19 protein-coding genes are annotated in these 19,243 nt (G+C 48.1%); 13 read left to right on the forward strand and 6 right to left on the reverse strand.

All coding sequences use genetic code 11. The features are described from left to right. Positions 1–65: 65 nt before the first annotated feature. The 5 genes from purC (at position 66) to SYNPCCP_RS04855 (ending at position 7,923) form a co-directional block, all read left to right on the forward strand. Complete coding sequence (gene purC / locus SYNPCCP_RS04835; protein WP_010872141.1) at positions 66–860, forward strand: phosphoribosylaminoimidazolesuccinocarboxamide synthase; 795 nt, start codon at positions 66–68, stop codon at positions 858–860. A gap of 212 nt (positions 861–1,072) precedes the next feature. After that, entirely contained in the window at positions 1,073–3,658 is a 2,586-nt protein-coding gene (locus SYNPCCP_RS04840) for an IAP75 family chloroplast envelope protein translocase (RefSeq protein ID WP_010872142.1), read from the forward strand. A 114-nt stretch (positions 3,659–3,772) separates the two neighbouring features. Further along, positions 3,773–5,416: a peptide chain release factor 3 gene (prfC, locus tag SYNPCCP_RS04845; RefSeq protein WP_010872143.1), complete on the forward strand. Its 1,644-nt coding sequence runs from the start codon at positions 3,773–3,775 to the stop codon at positions 5,414–5,416. Positions 5,417–5,463: 47 nt separating this feature from the next. After that, positions 5,464–6,960, forward strand: coding sequence for a SulP family inorganic anion transporter (locus SYNPCCP_RS04850; protein ID WP_010872144.1), 1,497 nt, complete (start codon positions 5,464–5,466; stop codon positions 6,958–6,960). A gap of 99 nt (positions 6,961–7,059) precedes the next feature. After that, positions 7,060–7,923, forward strand: a complete 864-nt coding sequence (locus tag SYNPCCP_RS04855; protein WP_010872145.1) for a universal stress protein — start codon at positions 7,060–7,062, stop codon at positions 7,921–7,923. Here SYNPCCP_RS04855 and SYNPCCP_RS04860 read toward each other — a convergent pair. Beyond that, the gene (locus tag SYNPCCP_RS04860) at positions 7,909–8,913 is read right to left on the reverse strand and encodes an NAD(P)/FAD-dependent oxidoreductase (protein ID WP_010872146.1); all 1,005 of its coding nucleotides are present in this window, start codon (positions 8,911–8,913) and stop codon (positions 7,909–7,911) included. The genes SYNPCCP_RS04855 and SYNPCCP_RS04860 overlap by 15 nt on opposite strands. A 153-nt stretch (positions 8,914–9,066) precedes the next feature. On the opposite strand from SYNPCCP_RS04860, the gene SYNPCCP_RS04865 reads away from it, so the two are divergent. The 7 genes from SYNPCCP_RS04865 to SYNPCCP_RS04895 all read left to right on the forward strand — a co-directional run bounded on the left by SYNPCCP_RS04865 (position 9,067) and on the right by SYNPCCP_RS04895 (position 14,321). Next, a complete protein-coding gene (locus SYNPCCP_RS04865) occupies positions 9,067–9,603 on the forward strand; it encodes an SH3 domain-containing protein (protein ID WP_010872147.1) in 537 nt (178 codons plus the stop codon). 359 nt (positions 9,604–9,962) lie between these two features. After that, complete coding sequence (locus tag SYNPCCP_RS04870) at positions 9,963–10,226, forward strand: DUF6761 family protein (RefSeq protein WP_010872148.1); 264 nt, start codon at positions 9,963–9,965, stop codon at positions 10,224–10,226. Between the two features lie 175 nt (positions 10,227–10,401). Continuing rightward, positions 10,402–12,129 carry a succinate dehydrogenase/fumarate reductase flavoprotein subunit gene (locus tag SYNPCCP_RS04875; protein WP_010872149.1) on the forward strand — a complete coding sequence of 576 codons (1,728 nt, stop codon included), beginning with the start codon at positions 10,402–10,404 and terminating at the stop codon, positions 12,127–12,129. 131 nt (positions 12,130–12,260) lie between these two features. After that, positions 12,261–12,428 carry a PCP reductase family protein gene (locus SYNPCCP_RS04880; protein ID WP_014407092.1) on the forward strand — a complete coding sequence of 56 codons (168 nt, stop codon included), beginning with the start codon at positions 12,261–12,263 and terminating at the stop codon, positions 12,426–12,428. A gap of 51 nt (positions 12,429–12,479) precedes the next feature. Continuing rightward, entirely contained in the window at positions 12,480–12,824 is a 345-nt protein-coding gene (locus SYNPCCP_RS04885) for a histidine triad nucleotide-binding protein (RefSeq protein ID WP_010872151.1), read from the forward strand. A 45-nt stretch (positions 12,825–12,869) separates the two neighbouring features. After that, positions 12,870–13,751: an alpha/beta fold hydrolase gene (locus tag SYNPCCP_RS04890; protein WP_010872152.1), complete on the forward strand. Its 882-nt coding sequence runs from the start codon at positions 12,870–12,872 to the stop codon at positions 13,749–13,751. A 36-nt stretch (positions 13,752–13,787) separates the two neighbouring features. Continuing rightward, positions 13,788–14,321, forward strand: a complete 534-nt coding sequence (locus tag SYNPCCP_RS04895) for a DUF192 domain-containing protein (protein ID WP_010872153.1) — start codon at positions 13,788–13,790, stop codon at positions 14,319–14,321. Positions 14,322–14,387: 66 nt separating this feature from the next. Here the strand turns inward: SYNPCCP_RS04895 and SYNPCCP_RS04900 are convergent, their stop codons facing one another. From SYNPCCP_RS04900 to SYNPCCP_RS04910, 3 genes are all read right to left on the reverse strand, one after another. Next, a complete protein-coding gene (locus SYNPCCP_RS04900) occupies positions 14,388–14,564 on the reverse strand; it encodes a bacterioferritin-associated ferredoxin (RefSeq protein ID WP_010872154.1) in 177 nt (58 codons plus the stop codon). 221 nt (positions 14,565–14,785) lie between these two features. Beyond that, entirely contained in the window at positions 14,786–16,237 is a 1,452-nt protein-coding gene (locus SYNPCCP_RS04905; protein ID WP_010872155.1) for a hypothetical protein, read from the reverse strand. 35 nt (positions 16,238–16,272) lie between these two features. After that, positions 16,273–16,701: a GtrA family protein gene (locus SYNPCCP_RS04910; protein ID WP_010872156.1), complete on the reverse strand. Its 429-nt coding sequence runs from the start codon at positions 16,699–16,701 to the stop codon at positions 16,273–16,275. A gap of 174 nt (positions 16,702–16,875) precedes the next feature. On the opposite strand from SYNPCCP_RS04910, the gene SYNPCCP_RS04915 reads away from it, so the two are divergent. Next, positions 16,876–18,228 carry a cytosine deaminase gene (locus SYNPCCP_RS04915; protein ID WP_010872157.1) on the forward strand — a complete coding sequence of 451 codons (1,353 nt, stop codon included), beginning with the start codon at positions 16,876–16,878 and terminating at the stop codon, positions 18,226–18,228. Between the two features lie 48 nt (positions 18,229–18,276). Here SYNPCCP_RS04915 and SYNPCCP_RS04920 read toward each other — a convergent pair whose 3' ends face one another. Together SYNPCCP_RS04920 and SYNPCCP_RS04925 are read right to left on the reverse strand one after the other, a co-directional pair. Continuing rightward, complete coding sequence (locus tag SYNPCCP_RS04920) at positions 18,277–18,624, reverse strand: type II toxin-antitoxin system PemK/MazF family toxin (protein WP_010872158.1); 348 nt, start codon at positions 18,622–18,624, stop codon at positions 18,277–18,279. After that, positions 18,621–18,887 (reverse strand): hypothetical protein, encoded by a 267-nt coding sequence (locus SYNPCCP_RS04925; RefSeq protein WP_010872159.1) that lies wholly within the window; start codon positions 18,885–18,887, stop codon positions 18,621–18,623. The genes SYNPCCP_RS04920 and SYNPCCP_RS04925 overlap by 4 nt, the downstream gene beginning before the upstream one ends. Positions 18,888–19,243: the final 356 nt, after the last annotated feature.

Raw genomic sequence — 19,243 nt, forward strand, 5'->3', positions numbered from 1 at the left:
CACATCACCATGGTAATCTTTCCTTTCCTCCTACCAGGGATTAATGCCCATCTCCGCTAAAATCAGTGCAGATGTGGCCCCCAGAGCCCTCCATCCATTTTGGTAACTTTTCCATGGAAAAACTGTACGAAGGCAAAGCAAAAATCCTCTACCCCACCGAGGACCCAGATGTACTGCTAACTATTTTTAAGGACGATGCCACCGCCTTTAATGCCCAAAAAAAAGGCCAGATCCAGGGCAAAGGAGCCATTAACTGCGCCATTTCAGCGGCCCTATTCCGGTGGTTAGAAACCCTAGGGATTCCCACTCATTACATTGACTGCCCCCAAAATGACCAAATGTTGGTCAAAGCGGTGAACATCATTCCCCTGGAGGTTGTGGTGCGTAATATTGCCGCCGGCAGTCTTTGTAAGCAAACCGGTTTGAAGGAAGGCTTAGTACTGCCCAATCCGTTGGTGGAGTTTTATTTCAAAGATGATGCCTTAGGGGATCCCCTCCTGACCTGGGAACGGGCCTTGCTGTTGGGGGTTACCGATGAAGCGAGATTACAGACCCTAAAGGACTTGGCTTTGAATATCAATCAGCATCTGCAGAGGTTTTTTGCCCAGTGCGATATCACCTTAGTGGACTTTAAGTTAGAATTTGGCGGCGATCGCCAAGGGAAAATCATCTTAGCCGATGAAATTAGCCCGGATACCTGTCGTTTGTGGGATAACGCCCAGGCGGATCCCCAGGCCAGAGTACTAGACAAAGATCGTTTCCGGCGGGATTTGGGCTCAATTGAAGCCGCTTATCAAACAGTGGAAAAACGGGTTTTAAGCCAAATTGAACGCCTGCAGTCCCAAATGGGTGCCTTCTGATCATCGTTGCTTGGTGTGGAACCTTTCCAACGGGTCTGGGTCAACCTACCAGTTTAAAACCTTGCACAAACGGCTTGTCAGGAAACCGACAGGACTCGATAATGGGCAAGCAATCGCGGCGAATCTCTAGCCATCGCGGCGTTGTTTTTGGGTATTTTTCCATACCCCCCGTGTCCGTATTAATATTAATGGCTTGAATTGGGTGTCAGGACGTGTCAAACCAGAACAAAAGCGTGATTCTTTCTCCTTACTATCGACTTCTTTTGTTAACCAGTGGTCTTGTTCTGGGGGCATCTCCAGCCCAGGCAACTCAGGCATTTTCCCCCCTAAATATGTTGGCCGATGGGGACAACACGGAGCTATTAGTTTCGCCATCTTCAGAACTTAATTTCCCCGGCCCCACTTCCGAGTCAGAAGCTTCTAATTATTCAACTCTCCAGGAAGCTGCCCCCTCCGTCATAAACGCCCTCAATGGCGAGAATGGCGAGATCAGTGTTATCCCTCCTGAAATTGAGCAAATTGACGGCGATCGCCTGGGCCAGACAATGGAGATTAGTGCGGGTAATTTAGATGTCGGGGTTGATGATTTGCCCCCCATGGCCCCCGTTGATTCCGCGGAATTAGCTCAAGCTAACGAATTACCCCATGGCAATGCCGTTGCACAGGTTGCTCCAAGGGTAGCCCAGGTAGAACAGGAAAATTTAATCGCCGAAACAAAGACCGATAACCAGACCGATCACGTTGAGCCGCAATCACCACTGATGGCCCAGGCCGCAGTGGAAGAAGAAGTTGAAGCGGTAGAAATGGAGGCAACGGAGGAAACCACCGGAGTAACGGAAGAAACGCCGGAGGAAACTCCCTCTTTTACCCCCGATGCCCCTCCCACTAACACCGAGGGAACCCCGGGACCCACCCAGACACTGCCTAGTTTTACCCCTCCAGCCAGTCCTAGTACTACTACCCCAGCCCCAGCCGAGGAAGAACCAAGGGTATTGGTCAGTGAAGTATTGGTTACCGGCACCACCCCGGAACTGGAGTTGCTGGTTTATAACGCCATTCGCACCCAACCAGGCCGGACCACTACCCGTACTCAGTTGCAGGAGGACGTCAACGCCATCTATGCCACCGGCTATTTTAGTAATGTGCGGGTAGCCCCCAGTGATACCCCTCTAGGGGTGAGGGTGACCTTTGAAGTCCAGGCTAACCCCGTTTTCACCGGCTTGAACATACGCACAGTACCGGAAACGGCCGAAGGCAAGGAACGAATTCTGCCCCAGGAAGTGGTGGACGAAACCTTTGGGGAACAGTACGGCAAAATTCTCAACCTACGAGAATTACAAGAGGGCATTAAAACCATCAATGAATGGTATTCCAACCAGGGTTATGACCTGGCCCAGGTGGTGGGGTCTCCCCAGGTGGGGGCTGATGGCCAGGTAACCTTGGTCATTGCCGAGGGCATTGTGGAGAATATCCAAGTGCGCTTTTTTGACTCGGAAGACGAGCCGGTGCAGGGCAGAACCAGGGATTTCATCATCACCAGGGAAATGCGCTTGAAGCCGGGGGACGTTTTTAACCGCAATCGAGCCCAAACGGACTTACAGCGGGTGTATAGCCTGGGACTGTTTGAAGATGTCAGGTTATCATTTAATCCCGGCAGTGATCCCACTGAAGTAATTGTCAACGTTGATGTAGTAGAAGGCAATACGGGATCGATCGCCGCCGGGGGGGGGATCAGTAGCAGCAGTGGGCTATTTGGTACCATCAGTTACCAGGAAAGAAATCTGGGGGGCAACAACCAAACCATTGGGGTGGAAGCCCAAGTAGGTCAAAGGGAGTTGTTGTTTGATGTTAGCTTTACCGACCCGTGGATTGGTGGCGATCCATTCCGCACTTCCTACACTGCTAACCTTTTCCGCCGCCGGACCATTTCCCTCGTTTTTGACGGGGCTGATTCTTCCATTCGTACCTTTAACGGCTTTGACAGTCCTAGGGTTGTACGTACTGGTTTAGGGCTGACCTTTTTTAGACCGATCGCCGATGATGTGTTTGCCCCACCGGATTGGCGTTTGTCAGCGGGTTTTGGCTATCAAAATGTCCGCATTGAAAATGCCGCCGGGGCCCTGTCTCCCTTTTCTGCCCCTTTAAATGGTTTTAATTCCCAGCCCCTGTCCTTCAGTGATTATGGGGTGGATGAGCTGTTTACCCTCTCCTTTGGTGCTTCCCAGGATAATCGCAACAATGCTTTGCAACCCACCAGTGGTTCCCTAGTGCGCTTTGGGGCAGAACAAACTATTCCCGTTGGCACCGGCAACATTATGATGACCCGGTTGCGGGGTAGTTATAGCTACTACATTCCAGTTAACTGGCTGGATTTGACCGGCTTTGGCCTTGTGGAATCCACCCAGCCCCAAACGGTGGCTTTCAACGTGCAAGCGGGAACTGTGCTGGGGGATTTACCACCCTATGAAGCTTTCATTTTGGGGGGTAGTAACTCCGTGCGGGGTTATCAAGAAGGGGAACTGGGCAATGGTCGTAGTTTCTTCCAAGCTACGGCAGAATATCGTTTTCCCATTATCGCAGCGGTGGGAGGAGCTTTGTTTGTGGACTACGGCTCTAACCTTGGTTCCCAGGGCGCTGTACCAGGTTTTCCGGCGATCGTTAGAGGTTTGCCCGGTTCCGGTGTGGGCTACGGTTTAGGGGTAAGAATCCAGTCCCCCGTAGGGCCCATCCGCATTGACCTAGGCTTTACTGGAGAGGGAGAATCCCGCATTAACTTCGGTATTGGCGAGAAGTTCTAGGGCAAAACCCAACCCACCATTGGACAGATCCGCTGTTAACTTGAGACAATGTTTGCAGCTAGAGCCTAGAAAGAGTGGGCCCATTGCTAATGCCCGCTTATTTTTTCCCATCGCATGCAAACTTCCCCATCTTCCACTGCGCCGTGTGCGGACAAAGCCCTGGACGATCTTTTGAAAGAGGTCGATCGCCGTCGTAATTTTGCCATCATTTCCCACCCCGATGCGGGGAAAACTACCCTAACGGAAAAATTGTTGTTGTATGGGGGCGCAATTCAGGAGGCGGGGGCCGTGAAAGCTCGCCGTAGTCAGCGCAGTGCCACGTCCGACTGGATGGCCATGGAGCAACAGCGGGGTATTTCCATCACTTCCACCGTGCTGCAGTTCGACTACCGGGGCAAAATTCTTAACTTGTTGGATACCCCAGGGCACCAAGATTTTAGTGAAGATACCTACCGTACCTTGGCCGCAGCAGACAACGCGGTGATGTTAATTGATGCCGCTAAGGGGTTAGAAACCCAAACCCGCAAACTGTTTGAAGTGTGTCGTCTGCGCCATCTGCCCATTTTCACTTTTATTAACAAGCTCGATCGCCCCAGCTTGACCCCCCTGGAATTGATGGACGAAATTGAACAGGAATTGGGCATGAACACCTATGCGGTCAACTATCCCATCGGCACCGGCGATCGGTTTCGGGGCGTTTACAACCGTTTAACCAAAACTATCCATTTGTTTGAGCGAACGGGCACCCACGGCAGCAAAAAAGCTGCGGATCAGACCATGGCCCTAGATGATCCGGCCCTGGAATCATTGCTAGGTAGTGATGTGTACGCCGAATTTCAAGATGAGTTGGAATTAATCGAAGAAGCGGGGGCCGAATTTGATTTAGCCGCCGTCCATGGCGGAGAAATGACCCCGGTATTTTTTGGCAGTGCCATGAATAACTTTGGCGTAGAACTATTTTTGCAAGCGTTTTTGCAGTATGCCGCTAAGCCCGAAGCCCATGACAGTAACCGAGGAACTATTGAACCCACCTATGAAGAATTTTCCGGTTTTGTCTTTAAACTCCAGGCCAATATGGACCCTAAACACCGGGACCGCATTGCCTTTTTGCGGGTTTGTTCTGGTAAATTTGAAAAGGATATGGTGGTAAAACATCCCCGAACGGGCAAAACAGTGCGTTTATCCCGACCCCAAAAACTTTTTGCCCAGGAACGGGAATCGGTGGACATTGCCTATGCGGGGGACGTGATTGGTTTAAATAATCCGGGGGCATTCACCATCGGCGATACGGTTCATACTGGCGAAAAAATAATTTATCCCCCCATTCCATCCTTTTCTCCTGAGCTATTTGCCTATCTCAGATCCACCGATCCTAGTCAGTATAAAAACTTTAAGAAAGGGGTATCAGAGTTACAGGAAGAAGGGGCGGTGCAAATTCTCCAATCCCTGGATGAAAGTAAACGAGATCCTATTTTGGCCGCGGTGGGACAATTGCAATTTGAAGTGGTACAGTATCGCCTCCAGGAAGAGTACGGAGTAGAAACCAGATTAGAGCCCCTTGGTTTTTCCCTGGCCCGCTGGGTGGTGGAAGGTTGGGATGCCCTGGAAAAAGCGGGACGGTTATTCAATACGGTGGTGGTCAAAGATCGCTGGGATGCGCCAGTTTTACTGTTTAAAAATCAGTGGAATTTGGAACAAGTGGCAGGGGATTGTCTTGATTTAAAACTAAGTGCGATTGCCATTCCCCCTTCCTTATAAAAATTCTCGCGAAAAATCTTGTAAAAGACTAAGTTTTAGACCGAATAATGATCAATTGGACGATATTAAAGCGGGAGTGGTTTCGCAATACCAAGGAAGATTTGTTGGCCGGGGCTGTGGTGGGTTTGGCCCTTATCCCCGAGGCGATCGCCTTTTCCATCATTGCTGGGGTTGACCCCAAGGTGGGACTTTATGCTTCCTTCACCATTGCTGTGTTGACGGCCTTTTTTGGTGGGCGATCGGGGTCTATTTCTGCCGCTACAGGGGCCATGGCCCTATTAATGGTGGATTTAGTCAAAGACCACGGTTTGCAGTACCTGCTGGCCGCCACCGTACTGACGGGAATTTTTCAGGTTTTGTTGGGGGTTTTTAAAGTTGCTAAGCAAATGCGCTACGTCCCCAGGGCGGTGGTGTTGGGTTACATCAATGCTTTAGCCGTGTTGATTTTTTTGGCCCAGCTACCCCAGCTAGACCCGACTAAAGTTAGTCAATATTGGTTAGTTTATTTAATCTTGGCCTGTTCCCTAGCAATTATTTATATTCTGCCCACGTTTACCAAGGTTTTTCCCTCTCCTTTGGTGGCTTTATTTGTGATGACCAATGCCACTATTTTCTTGCAACTAGATGTGCCCACTGTGGGAGATATGGGGGAGTTACCTGGGAGTCTACCAATTTTTTTACTACCCCAAATTCCCTTTAATTGGCAAACTTTACAAATTATTTTGCCCTATTCCCTTACCCTGGCGATCGTTGGGTTGCTGGCTTCCTTTTTAACCGCATCTTTAGTGGATGAATTGACCGATACCCCCAGCGACAAAAACCGCGAAGCCAAAGGCCAGGGTATTGCCAATATTGTCACTGGTTTTTTTGGTGGCATGGCGGGCTGTGGCATGATTGGCCAATCAGTCATCAATGTGCAATCCGGCGGTCGGGGCCGGTTATCCACCTTTGCGGCGGGAATTTTTCTCTTAATTGCTATTTTGGGGTTAAAGGACTGGGTGCAACAAATGCCCATGGCAACCTTAGTAGCTGTGATGATTATGGTTTCCATTGGCACTTTTCGTTGGTCTTCCCTGCGGGACTTCCGTAAAATTCCCCAGAGCGAAAACATTGTTATGTTCACCACCATGGGGCTAATTATTATCACTCGTAACTTTGCCCTGGGGGTGGCGGCAGGCATTATTATGAGTACGATCTTTTTTACCCGCAAAATTGCCCAACTTGTTTTTGTGGATAGGGTTTTAACAGAGGATGAAAACCACCGTATTTATAATGTCTCTGGTCAAATTTTCTTCGTTTCCAAAGAAGAATTCCTTGAAGCCTTTGATTTTGACGAATTGGTAGACCGGGTTACCATCGATTTAACCCATGCCCATCTCTGGGACCAGGGGGCAGTGGGCACAGTGGAGCAAATCATGACCAAGTTCCGGCGCAATGGCATTGATGTGGAATTGGTGGGTTTAAACGGAGCGAGTGCGACCCTTTGGCAAAAATTGATCAAGGAACCGGAACTAAAACTGATTAATTCTTCTGCTGAAAATTAAGGTTTGATATCAGTACTGAACTAGAGCGAAATTGGGGGAACTGGCCACGCTTTTTTAAAACTTACACATCACTAATTATTTTTTGGGAATGTTACCATTGTGAAAAATATTTTGCTTTGCACTGATGGATCGGATTTCGCTCAGCAAAGTTATCCCTACGCCGCCTGGTTAGCCAGTAAATTAGGCGGCAATATCAAGGTTTTATACGTTACTGATATCCGGGCCCAAAAGGCAGTGGAATCGGTCAATTTGAGTGGCAGTATTGGCTTAGGAACTTCTGAAGAATTATTAAAACAATTGGTGGATTTAGAACATACTAAAGCCAAACTTAATCATCAAAAGGCGAAACTGGTCCTGGCAACGGCTAAAAACACTCTCCAGCAAGCTGGCATAGAATCGGTGCAGGTTATGCACAAAACAGGTTTTTTATTGGATTGTCTAGAAGATTTGAAGGGCGATTTTGATGTAATTATCCTGGGGAAAAGAGGGGAAACAGCTAAATTTGCCCAGGGCCATTTGGGAGCCAATATGGAGAGAATTATTCGCAGTATTCCCAAGCCCTGTTTGGTTACTCCAAAGCAGTTTCAAACCATTACCAAAGTTCTTTTTGCCTATGACGGTAGTGCCAGTTGCCAAAAAATTCTGCAGTTTTTGGCCGGTTCCTCCCTGTTGGCTGATTTGCCCCTACACATTGTCACGGTGGGGAAAACCAACCAAGACCCCCAGGCGATCGCCAATTTGGGTACAGCCGAAAAAGTCTTGGAAAAAGCTGGTTTTAAGCTCGAGGTGGAATTGTTGGTGGGCCATGCGGAAGAAGCCATTGTTCGTTACCAGGAAGATAACGCCATTGATTTATTGTTAATGGGGGCCCATGGCCATAGCCGTATTCGCCATTTGGTTATCGGTAGTACCACCGCCCAAGTTCTACGAAAAACTTCCATTCCGGTTCTAACCTTTCGCTAGGGAATTCAATAAATGCTCGGCGATCGCCAATCCCGATAGGGCTGCTCCTTCCACTTTGCCGCCATGGAAAGCATCTCCCCCAAAGTAAACTGGGCCAGGAAAATCGCCAAAGAGAAAGGGTTGATCGAGGGGATTTTGGGGATGGCTATAGCGCCAGAGATGCAAGTGGGAAGCCAACACCGCTGAACCTGACCAGGGTTGGGCCGCGGCGGTCATTAATGCGATTACCTGTTCCGTATCGGTGGCTAAATAATGACGACTAAACTCTGGGCCTGCTTGCACTGTCACTCCGTAGCCATGGGGAGAAATTCCTTTTTTCGTACTGCAAGCCATCCAAGCCAAGGGTTCCCCCGATAACCAAAGACCACCGGGGTCAGGCACTAAACTGGGTTGTTCCAACAGTAAAGATAAACTGAAACAAGGGTCATATACCACCCCAGTCAAAGTCTGTTGAATATCGGCGGGCAAATTGATGTTAGATACTGTCAATAATTCTAGGGTTTGGGGTAACGGGGCCGTCACCACTAGGCGATCGCCTTGGTAAATCCCCCCGGAATCACAGTGAATTTGCCAAATATTATCCTGCCAGTGAAAAGCATTAACCTTTTCCTGATTAACTACTTTCAAATCCTGGGCGAGGTATTGGGCCAAACTGCGATTGCTCGGTTCCCCTCGATATAGCTTTACCCCCTGACTGCGGATTGTGCCTGTTTCCGTACCCATCCCTTCTGCCCAAACCTTGACCACCCCTGCCTTAATCCAATCCTCCACCCAAGCAAGAAAAAGGGGATGCTGGGCTTTGAAATATTGGGCCCCAAAATCGAAACATCCCACTGCGTCCCCATGGCGTAATCTCCGGGAAGCCAGTCTGCCCCCTATGCCCTTGCCTTTATCCAACACGGTGACCTCCAAGCCCTGGAGTTGCAACACCACCGCCGCCATTAAACCGCAGAGACCACCACCCACAATAACCACGGATATTTGCTTCATTTCTGTTAAATTTTTGTTAATTTTAATTACCTAATCGTTTCATTGATCGAGCTAGTTAACCCTTTGAAGAGGAGGTAACAACTAGTCAACTATAATGTTAGATGGAAATCAAAATCTTTTCAGAATTTGCGTCGAATTCAATGGTGATTCACCATGAAAGGTCACATCAATGCTCCGGAAAAAGTTTCTCCCCACCGTATCTTGAAACTCTTTAACTTGATGGCCGTGTTTGGTCTGTTGGGGCAAGGTTTTTGGTTGCAAGCCCCTGCCTTGGGCCAAAATGCTCTCACCGTCTGTGGGGCAGAAACCGGCAGGGTCTATTTACGGGATCGTCCTAGCAATGCTAGTCAAAATGCTAACCGCACCCTAGCCAACGGCACCCCTGTGCGAGGATACGAATATCGCAACGGCTTTGTTTTTGTGGAAACCGTCAATGGTTTTTCGGGGTGGGTCACAGAACGCTATCTTTGTGGCAGTTCCCCCGTTGGAAGTTCCCCTTCCTATATCTGTGGTGCCGAAACGGGACGGGTATATTTGCGCGATCGCCCCAGCAATAGCAGCCAAAATGCCAACCGCACCCTGAGCAATGGCACTGCAGTTAGTACCGAGGGTTATAGCAACGGTTTCTTCCTGGTGGAAACCATGGACGGCATGAGAGGCTGGGTGACAGAGCGTTATGTTTGTCCTTGATGGAAAAATGGGAAATGATATTGTAAAGTCTTTTCCTCAATAATCCTAAAACAACACTAAAACTGAAAGAATCAAATTACTTCCAACCAGCCTTGGCCATGAAGGTTAACTTTAACTAGCGGACAGCGCCCGGTTGAGGGTATTTCGCGGGTAGCCAGGGATAGATGTCCGATGAATTAATTGAAAATCTTTAGAGATAAATCTGGAGCACTGTGCCGCAAAGATACTTAGCCAGATGGGCAAGGTGAAAGTCAATGGTGATCATTGGTTAACCTATGGGGCTCAATAAAACTTTCCAAAGGTATTCCCGTCTCGTTAGAATCAGAGGTAATTCCCGAAATAGTCAGTGAATCATAACCATGTCCATAATGTTGCAAGACCCCCAAATCATTCGTTTCTATCAAAAGTTAACTGATGCGATGGTGGATTTATGGAACCGTAGTCGTTCGATGGATGAAATCCGCCTCTATGTGGATGGGTTTATTGCCTGTCTGCGTTTCAGCAACCAAATTGAACCCTACTTGATCCACCGTCTGGAGGAAGAAGTCTTTGCTTTTTTAAGAGACCCTTCCAACTTCAGTTACCCTGCTTTTGAAACTGAGAAAGACTACGACTACTTTTAGCAAAATTCAGTTAATTCGTTGATCAATTAATCACCTAGCTAATCCATAGTTGAAAATAGTTAGAAAAATATACACAGGTGGGGCAAAAAAAATTGATCAATCACCAAAAATGATTCAGCATTAGGGAAGGCAGGCCCCTAGGGATTGTCATTGTTGCTTCTTTGAAGGTTTTTCCATGCTCGAACAGGACGTTGTCATTGTCGGTGGGGGTTTAGCCGGTTGTCGGGCCGCCCTAGAAATTAAGCGTCTGGCCCCTGATACCAAAGTGGCGATCGTGGCCAAAACCCATCCCATCCGTTCCCATTCTGTGGCCGCCCAGGGGGGCATTGCAGCCAGTCTGAAAAACGTTGACGCTGAAGATTCCTGGGAAGCCCATGCCTTTGATACGGTGAAGGGATCGGATTATCTAGCGGATCAGGATGCGGTGGAAATTCTCACCAAAGAAGCCCCGGAAGTAATTATTGAGCTAGAACATTTGGGAGTACTTTTTTCCCGTTTACCAGACGGTAAAATTGCCCAGCGGGCCTTTGGCGGCCACTCCCACAATCGCACTTGCTACGCCGCCGATAAAACAGGCCATGCCATTTTGCACGAACTCGTGAATAACCTGCGCCGCAATAAGGTGGAAATTTACGATGAGTGGTATGTGATGAAACTCATCTACGAAGAAGGTGAGGCAAAGGGCTTGGTGATGTATGAAATTGCCACCGGTCGCATTGAAATTGTCCGAGCTAAGGCGGTGATGGTCGCCACGGGGGGCTACGGCCGGGTTTATAACACTACTTCCAATGACTACGCTTCCACTGGGGACGGTTTGGCCATGGCGGCGATCGCCGGAATTCCCTTGGAAGATATGGAGTTTGTCCAGTTTCATCCCACGGGGCTATATCCGGTGGGGGTGCTAATTTCCGAAGCAGTGCGGGGGGAAGGAGCTTACTTAATTAATAGTGAAGGGCGCAGGTTTATGGAAGACTATGCCCCCAGTCGTATGGAGTTGGCCCCCAGGGACATCACCTCCCGGGCCATTACCCTGGAAATCCGGGCGGGGCGGGGGGTTAACGCCGATGGCAGTGCTGGCGGCCCCTATGTTTACCTAGATTTGCGCCATATGGGTCGGGAAAAAATTATGAGTCGTATTCCCTTCTGTTGGGAAGAAGCTCACCGTTTAGTGGGCATTGATGCAGTGGAACAACCGATGCCAGTGCGGCCCACAGTGCATTACTGCATGGGGGGCATTCCGGTAAATACCGATGGTCGGGTACGAAAAAATGCCAACGAGTTAACAGAAGGATTTTTTGCTGCGGGGGAATGTGCCTGTGTTTCCGTCCATGGGGGCAATCGTTTAGGCAGTAACTCCCTGTTGGAATGTGTGGTTTATGGTCGTCGCACGGGCCGGAGCATTGCCGAATATGTCCAAGGGCGATCGCTCCCGGAAATTGACGAAGCAGTTTATAAAACTGAGGCCCAAACCCGCATTGATCAGCTTCTTAACCAACAGGGTACAGTGCGTATTAACACCCTGCGCCAAGCTTTTCAGGATTGCATGACCAGCCATTGTGGGGTGTTCCGCTCCGAATCCTTTATGGCAGAAGGTTTGGAACAGGTACAAAATCTTAAAGCCCAGTACGGGCAAATCTTTTTGGACGATAAACAACCGCAATGGAATACGGAAGTTATTGAAGCCCTAGAACTGCAAAGCATTATGGCAGTGGGGGAATTGATTTTAACTTCTGCGATCCAACGCCAGGAAAGTCGGGGTTCCCATGCTCGGGAAGATTTTCCCAGTCGGGATGATGAACAATTCTTGCGCCACACCTTAGCCAGTTTTGACGGCGAACAAATAAAAGTGGAATATATGCCGGTGGTCATTAATCGCTTTGAACCGAAGGAGCGTAAATATTAACTTCCCTTAGCTTCAAACAAAAATACAAGGAGATTCTTTCATAGCCTATGCTTTGGCACGTATTTTACGGTCGCGGTAGAATGCTTTTGTCAAATCATGCCCAAGGGCGAAATTTCAGACCCATTTTTGTAATGAGTGATCCTATTAGTTGGACTGCCGAAGCAACGGAGCGTTTAAAGGAAATTCCTTTTTTCGTTCGTCCTGCCGCCCGTAAAAAAATCGAAAATTTTGCCAGGGAAGCAGGAATCACAGAGATAACGGAAACGGTCTACGAGCAAGCTAAACAAAAGTTCAATTAGCTTAGCCCCGTTGGTAAGTTAATCTGAATAGCGTCAGTTTAGGTTTAAACCATGGCAGAAGATACCATTTTCAGTAAAATTATCCGTCGGGAAATTCCAGCGGCGATCGTCTATGAAGATGATCTTTGCCTAGCTTTCAAGGATGTTAATCCCCAAGCGCCAGTCCATGTGCTTTTAATCCCCAAAAAGCCTTTACCCCAATTGTCAGCGGCCACCCCGGAAGACCATGCCCTACTGGGTCATCTTTTGCTCAAAGCCAAGGAAGTAGCGGCGGATCTAGGCATTGGCGATCAATTTCGCTTAGTCATTAATAACGGGGCGGAAGTGGGGCAAACTGTGTTCCATCTCCACCTCCATATCCTTGGCGGTCGCCCTTTTAGCTGGCCTCCGGGTTAAGGGGTTATGATGGGAAAATAAATTCACTTAACAATTCTTAACGAAATGCAGTCCTTTTCGCCCCAGATCACCGCACCCACAGGTAATTATTGGCACTGGCAAGGGCATGAGATCTACTATGTCCGGGCCGGACAACCCCAGCCGGATCGACCTTCTTTACTTTTAGTGCACGGCTTTGGTGCTTCCACTGACCATTGGCGTAAAAACATTGAAGGACTCCAAGACCAGTTTCAGGTGTGGGCGATTGATCTGTTGGGCTTCGGGCGATCGGCTAAACCGGCTCTGGAATATAGCGGCCAACTGTGGGAACAGCAGTTACTGGATTTTATTGACCAGGTGATTGGGGAAAAAACCGTGGTGGCGGGCAATTCCCTAGGGGGTTACGCTTCCCTCTGTGCGGCGGCCAACGGTGGCGACAAAATTGCCGGGGTGGTGTTGCTCAATAGTGCCGGGCCATTTGGTGATCAAATTAGTGAGCGCGGTATTAATTTTGTGCAAAAAGCAATTCAAAGCTTGATGCTCCAGCCCCTACCCAGTTACTTACTGTTTCAATATTTGCGGCGCAAACCCACCATTCGGAAGACCTTACAAAAAGTTTACGTAGATCAAACAGCAGTGACCGATCGCCTGGTGGAAGAAATTTATCGTCCTTCCTGTGATGGGGGGGCGGCCCAGGTGTTTGCCTCGGTGTTTAAATCTCCCCAGGGGGAAATGGTGGATAAACTCCTGGCTAAATTACAAGCGCCCCTGTTGGCTATTTGGGGACAGGGGGATCCTTGGATGCGGGTCAAGGAAAGGAGTGTTAAGTTTCGACAACATTACCCCCAACTAACGGAGCATTTTTTGCCGGCGGGCCACTGTCCCCACGACGAAGATCCGTCCACTGTCAATCAGTTAATGCGGGATTGGTTAGCTACCATTGGTTAGTCCCCTATGGTTTGGGGTTGATCCCCACCGTTTGCCATGACCCCATTGACTTTTCGTAACTTAGGTCAATCTAAAGCCCCATCTATTGCGCGGACTTTGGTAACCATTGGCTTGGGTATTGGATTGGCAATGGGGACGGTGGGGTGTAGCCCTAGTTATTCCCGATCGCCGCTGGTGGAATCTTTACCTCTGACGGCCAAGGTAACCATTGGTTCGGAAACAATTCTGTTGGAAGTCGCCACAACTCCTGCCCAGCAGGCCCAGGGCTTGATGTTTCGCACCGAACTAGCTGGTGATCGGGGGATGTTATTCACTTTTCCAGAACCCAGAATTGCCCGCTTTTGGATGAAAAATACCCTGATTCCCCTGGATATGATCTTTTTGCGGGATGGGCAAATTAAACAAATTATTACGAACGTTCCCCCCTGTAAAGCCGATCCTTGTCCCAACTACGGCCCCCTCAACCAAGAGGTTAACCAGGTGTTGGAGCTGGGGGCAGGACGGGCGCAGCAATTAGGTTTGGAAGTTGACCAAGTGCTGGAATTTTTGCCCCTGTCGGGTAGTTTATAGTTTGAAGATTATTATCGTTAGTGCTTATATCTTTTCAGCCTAATACTCAATTTTTCTAACTCCCATCTAGGTTAATTTCCTTCTGGCGATCGCCTCTAGCACCTGGCAAGCATGGCCTTGGCAGACACCGCAGTCAGCCCCTACTCCCATGGACTCGGACAACTCTTCTAGGGAGGTTATGCCCTGCTGGGCAGCCGCTTCAATTTGCTTATCGCTAATACCCCGGCAAACGCAGATATACATAAGGACTTTTCCGTAAATTTTGAGAGAAGATTTTATAGAAAGCTATTGCAAATTATTTTCATTATGCATCAACAGGGCAGAAAAAACAATTTTTTGGGGCCGGTTTGCCGTAGGTGCAAAGGCTAGACAGAATTACAAGTTACTTTTGCCGGGGTCTACCCCCTATAGCCCTTAAATAATAGACTCTATGCACTATCTTGCTGAATGGTTCTCAATGTCCATCAAAATTTTTCCAGAAGATGACTAACAAAAAAGGGAATGACTTCAAATTGATTTTGATATAGTTCCACCAACGTCACTGGAGCTTCCGGTGGAATCATGCCCGATTGATACTGCAAAACAATTAGCATATTCCAAAAAGCAAAAAACGCTGTGACAAAAGCAGCCCATTTTTGCCAGCGACGACCAGAAATTTTTTGCCAAAAATTAGCTATGCCAAATACAAATAAAAAAGTGCAATTACTAAACATTCTCCCCCCCACACTAGCGCCCTGCCACCAAGACCACCAAGCGGCAATAAAGTAAACTTGAGCCAAGAAAGTTACCAACAAAATGGTGTTTAAACGGGGCAACAGTCTCCAACCTAGCACTAAACCAACCACCGCTAGTAAGGTTATGGGGTGCCAAATAAATAAGCCCCGATGACCGGAGAATAACACTTGCCAAAGGGATGGTTGCAACCAATTGAAACTGCCCCCGTGACCCGTAGCTTGTCCTTCTTCTAAATAGGGAATGCGCTCAATGCCACCATACTGCCAAAGATAAATTAATAGCTGGGGAATTTGCATTAGCATCGCCACTGTCAACATCACTAGCAGTGGTTGCCAAAATTTTCTCTTAGTAATATTGGTAAAAATAGTTTGACTAGCTTTTCCCCAATGAATTGCTGAAATGGTTGTTAAACTCGGTTGTTGATTACCCAATGGTTGCGTTTCAAACCCGATCGCCGCCACCAATATTGGTGCGAGGAAAAACAGCACATCCTGGGGCCGCACCCAAGCGGCAAAGGCGATCGCCAAAGCGAGCATAATCTGCCAACGGCCATCGGTTAACCAAGGTTTAGTGAATATGCCGTACAAAAATAAGGCGATTAAAAAAGCGGAAACTGCATGGGACATGGACACTTCTAGGAATAGGTAATAGCTCAATGGTGAAGCAAACCAAATTCCACCTACGGCCAGTAAACAACTTATGTGGGAAAAATAACGCCGAGCAAAACGATAACTCAGGGCTAAACCAGTGATGCCCAAACCAACGCTTCCCAAGCAATAAAATAGTTCGTAGGGCCAAGACATACCATTGATGGGAATGGCATTATTAAACTGATGTAAAATCAAGGCAACTACATGACCTAGAGCAAAGAATGGTAACAGAACTATGCCTAGCCCCACCGTGTATTTGCTGTATTCTGGAATGGGCCCAAATACCCGGGGACTGCTGTTGAATTGTCCTGCGGTTTCAGCATAATAGCTATATTCGTTATCTACCCTGAGATTACCATCAAATAATAGAGATCTCAGGGGAGTGTAATAGCCCAATCCATCACCGTACACCCCAAAGCCAGTGACAAAAAACTTAAGTAGAAAAATCCCCAGGGTAACAGCTATGGCAATTAAAAAGCAGTATTTAAGATTTTTTTCGTCGTTAATGAAGTGAAAAAATTTACCCATCATTATCCATTCCTTCCATCACACCAATGGGCTACAAATTAAGCTTTCTTTTTCGGTTTACGCCAGACCCAAAGAAAGTTAGTGGCCATGCTCCAAAATACGGTAATCATGGTGGCAACGATAGCCGCTATTTTATGGTCCCAGCCCAATTTATTGCCCAAAATTACAATAATTAAACTCCAGAGAAAAAAGCCACTGAAATTGGCCACATGGTATTCCCAACAGCGTTGCCAAGAAAGGTTAGGATTACGAAATACCCAGAGGTCAATCGCCCCGTAACGAATGATGGTAATGACTTCGGCGGAGAGGACGGAAGCCCAGGTGAGGCCCATGCCGAGGGACACTTTGAACCAATCCAAGAGGACAACGTTCAAAACCATGGCAATAATGCCAATGATCCACCAGCGCACCATGGCGTTTTGCCAAAGGCGTTGTAAATAAACGGGCAAGGTTTCCCTGGTAATCATGGCGAAGTCAGTAAAGGGCAGATAATCCGGCTATTATACTGGTCAATGTTCTAGGAAAATTGGCATCTAATTGCAAATAGGGGCTAAATTTTTCCCCTGCAGGGTAACGCAAAGTTTTGGAGCTTGGCCCTGAATTGATGCAACGGCAAACTGGCAAACTAAATCATCTTTTTTATGTCTTCCCCTCTGGTTCTTCCCAGTGATGGCCACTATTGGCTTAAAAATGCCCATATTCCCCCCAATTTGGTCAAAACCAAGGTAAATTTTCCCGAAAATTTTCAGTTTCCCAGGCCTTGGGAGGATTTAGGACTTTACCATCTAGAAATTGCCGACGGCAAAATCAAAAATATCGTTGCTGTTGGGCAGGGGGAAGAGTCCGATTTAGTTACCGACGATGGTGTCCCCAGGGTGGATTTGAGTAAAAGAATGATCTTGCCCTGTTTTGTGGATATGCATACCCACTTAGATAAGGGCCATATCTGGGGGCGATCGCCAAATGTTGATGGAACCTTTTCTGGAGCCATTGCTAGCACGGAAAGGGATGCTGAATTGCACCATAGCCCAGAAGATATTTACCGCAGAATGGAATTTGCCCTCCAATGTAGCTATGCCCATGGCACGGCAGCGGTGCGTACCCACATAGAAATGGCTGGTCAGAAAAGTCAGATTGCTTGGCAAACTTTTCAACAACTGCGCCAAGCCTGGGCCGATCGCCTAACTTTACAAGGGGTGGCGATGGTTACCACGGATTATTATCTAGGCTCTGCAGGGGAAAAGTTAGCCGACCAGATGGCCCATGGGGGAGGAATTCTGGGGGGAGTGGCCTACGCTGGGCCCCAGGTGGAAGCCCAGTTAACCCGTTTGATGACCCTAGCCCAAGCCAGAAATTTGGCCATTGACCTGCACGTAGACGAAAATGGCGATCGCCGCTCCCGAGTATTGCATCAAGTAGCCGCCATCGCCTTAAAAGTCGGTTTCACCGGTCAAATTGTCTGTGGGCACTGTTGCAGTTTAGATGTGCAATCCCCCCAGCAAGTCCAGCAAACATTGGCTTTAGTCAAACAGGCTAATATCGCTATCATTAGTTTGCCCCTTTGTAACCTGTACCTCCAGGGCCGCCATCAACCCCAGAAACCGGCCTGGAGAGGAATTACCAAAGTTCATGCCATTCACGCGGAGGGCATTCCCCTCGTCTTTGCCAGTGATAACTGTCGGGATCCGTTTTTTCCCTTTGGTGACCATGATGGCCTGGAAATTTTGAACCAATCCGTACGCATTGGCCAATTGGATCCTCCCTACGGTCACTGGTGTGCCACCGTTAATCAAACCCCTGCCCAATTAATGGGACTTGCCGACTACGGCCGCCTTGCTGTGAATGGTCCAGCGGATCTAGTTATCTTTCCAGCCCGTTATTTCAGTGAGATCTTTTCCCGCCCCCAAGGCGATCGCCTAGTGATACGCAAAGGAAAACCCACCCACAAAAAAACACCGCACTACCAAGAGTTAGATGATTTGATGGGAGCTTGAGGCAGTCAGTCCGGCCAAAGCTAATCATATTTGCGGCCAGCCAGTGGACTAACCGAGTTTAAAAACATGGGGAAAAGCACTCTTCACCATCAATCGGTCTTGCTTTGACAGAGAGCCAACACAGTCGAGGATATACTTGTGTTCTAGGGTGAACAGTTTCATCCTCACCACCGAAGGCGTAAACAATCCCGCTGAACGGGTGTCTTCAATGGGGGTATCGAGGGGCCAGGGGGCATTTTTTGCCGAAGTGATCATAGCCATAACACTGTGACCAATGCGGTTATTAAAAGCGGGGGCGTCGGACAAAATTAAAGCGGGGCGACGAATATCAGATTGCCTATCCGTGAAGGGAACTGGGACAATGACGACGTCAAATTGTTCGTAAATTGTATTCATAGGTGTCGGTATGCAGAATTATCAGCTTCAGAATTCCATTCGGTCATAGTGTCGGCGGTGGCAGCCATATAGTCGGCCCCAGCTTCCCCAACTTTGCCGGGGGCAGGACCTTGGGCCCTCTCAGCTTGGGGAAGGACCATTCCCTGGGGGGCAACTAACACAATAACTTCTACGGAAGTACCAGCTGGACACGGTAAATCCTGGAGCAGGAGCGTGCCATCTTCTGTCAATGTCGTAGCTAGTTTGTAAGCATTGATAGACATTATGTAGCAGTGTGAAATGTGGACCCTTTACAACCAAAAGAGTTTTAAATTTTCAACATTATCTTAGGCAATGATGAACCAGTGCAAAATAGATACTGAGGAGAAAATAGTCTTTGGTCGGATAGAAGACATATTAGCAGAAAAGTAAACAATTCGTGGGAATAGTCACCTTTATAATTGTTTTTAACTCCGACAACCATAATCAGTCAGACCATGTATTGTCAATATTTACAGAACCTTTATTAGATAAGCCCTTTGCCCGGGACGACAAGCTAAAGTATGTACTAGTAAAATTCATTACTTTAAGATGAGAACTGTTCTCCAACTTCACTTCTGAATGGTTTTTGTCCCAAATT

Origin of the sequence: Synechocystis sp. PCC 6803 substr. PCC-P (assembly GCF_000284455.1) — a bacterium.
Lineage (GTDB): Bacteria > Cyanobacteriota > Cyanobacteriia > Cyanobacteriales > Microcystaceae > Synechocystis.

What these genes read in the sequence shown, in the direction of transcription:
- SYNPCCP_RS04860 (WP_010872146.1), bottom strand. Translation starts at nt 8,913, where the DNA reads ATGAAGCAAATATCCGTGGTTATTGTGGGTGGTGGTCTCTGCGGTTTA.
- prfC (WP_010872143.1), top strand. Translation starts at nt 3,773, where the DNA reads ATGCAAACTTCCCCATCTTCCACTGCGCCGTGTGCGGACAAAGCCCTG.
- SYNPCCP_RS04910 (WP_010872156.1), bottom strand. Translation starts at nt 16,701, where the DNA reads ATGATTACCAGGGAAACCTTGCCCGTTTATTTACAACGCCTTTGGCAA.
- SYNPCCP_RS04900 (WP_010872154.1), bottom strand. Translation starts at nt 14,564, where the DNA reads ATGTATATCTGCGTTTGCCGGGGTATTAGCGATAAGCAAATTGAAGCG.
- SYNPCCP_RS04870 (WP_010872148.1), top strand. Translation starts at nt 9,963, where the DNA reads ATGTCCATAATGTTGCAAGACCCCCAAATCATTCGTTTCTATCAAAAG.
- SYNPCCP_RS04885 (WP_010872151.1), top strand. Translation starts at nt 12,480, where the DNA reads ATGGCAGAAGATACCATTTTCAGTAAAATTATCCGTCGGGAAATTCCA.
- SYNPCCP_RS04920 (WP_010872158.1), bottom strand. Translation starts at nt 18,624, where the DNA reads ATGAATACAATTTACGAACAATTTGACGTCGTCATTGTCCCAGTTCCC.
- SYNPCCP_RS04880 (WP_014407092.1), top strand. Translation starts at nt 12,261, where the DNA reads ATGAGTGATCCTATTAGTTGGACTGCCGAAGCAACGGAGCGTTTAAAG.
- SYNPCCP_RS04875 (WP_010872149.1), top strand. Translation starts at nt 10,402, where the DNA reads ATGCTCGAACAGGACGTTGTCATTGTCGGTGGGGGTTTAGCCGGTTGT.
- SYNPCCP_RS04865 (WP_010872147.1), top strand. Translation starts at nt 9,067, where the DNA reads ATGAAAGGTCACATCAATGCTCCGGAAAAAGTTTCTCCCCACCGTATC.
- SYNPCCP_RS04890 (WP_010872152.1), top strand. Translation starts at nt 12,870, where the DNA reads ATGCAGTCCTTTTCGCCCCAGATCACCGCACCCACAGGTAATTATTGG.
- SYNPCCP_RS04925 (WP_010872159.1), bottom strand. Translation starts at nt 18,887, where the DNA reads ATGTCTATCAATGCTTACAAACTAGCTACGACATTGACAGAAGATGGC.
- SYNPCCP_RS04895 (WP_010872153.1), top strand. Translation starts at nt 13,788, where the DNA reads ATGACCCCATTGACTTTTCGTAACTTAGGTCAATCTAAAGCCCCATCT.
- SYNPCCP_RS04905 (WP_010872155.1), bottom strand. Translation starts at nt 16,237, where the DNA reads ATGATGGGTAAATTTTTTCACTTCATTAACGACGAAAAAAATCTTAAA.
- SYNPCCP_RS04850 (WP_010872144.1), top strand. Translation starts at nt 5,464, where the DNA reads ATGATCAATTGGACGATATTAAAGCGGGAGTGGTTTCGCAATACCAAG.
- SYNPCCP_RS04915 (WP_010872157.1), top strand. Translation starts at nt 16,876, where the DNA reads ATGTCTTCCCCTCTGGTTCTTCCCAGTGATGGCCACTATTGGCTTAAA.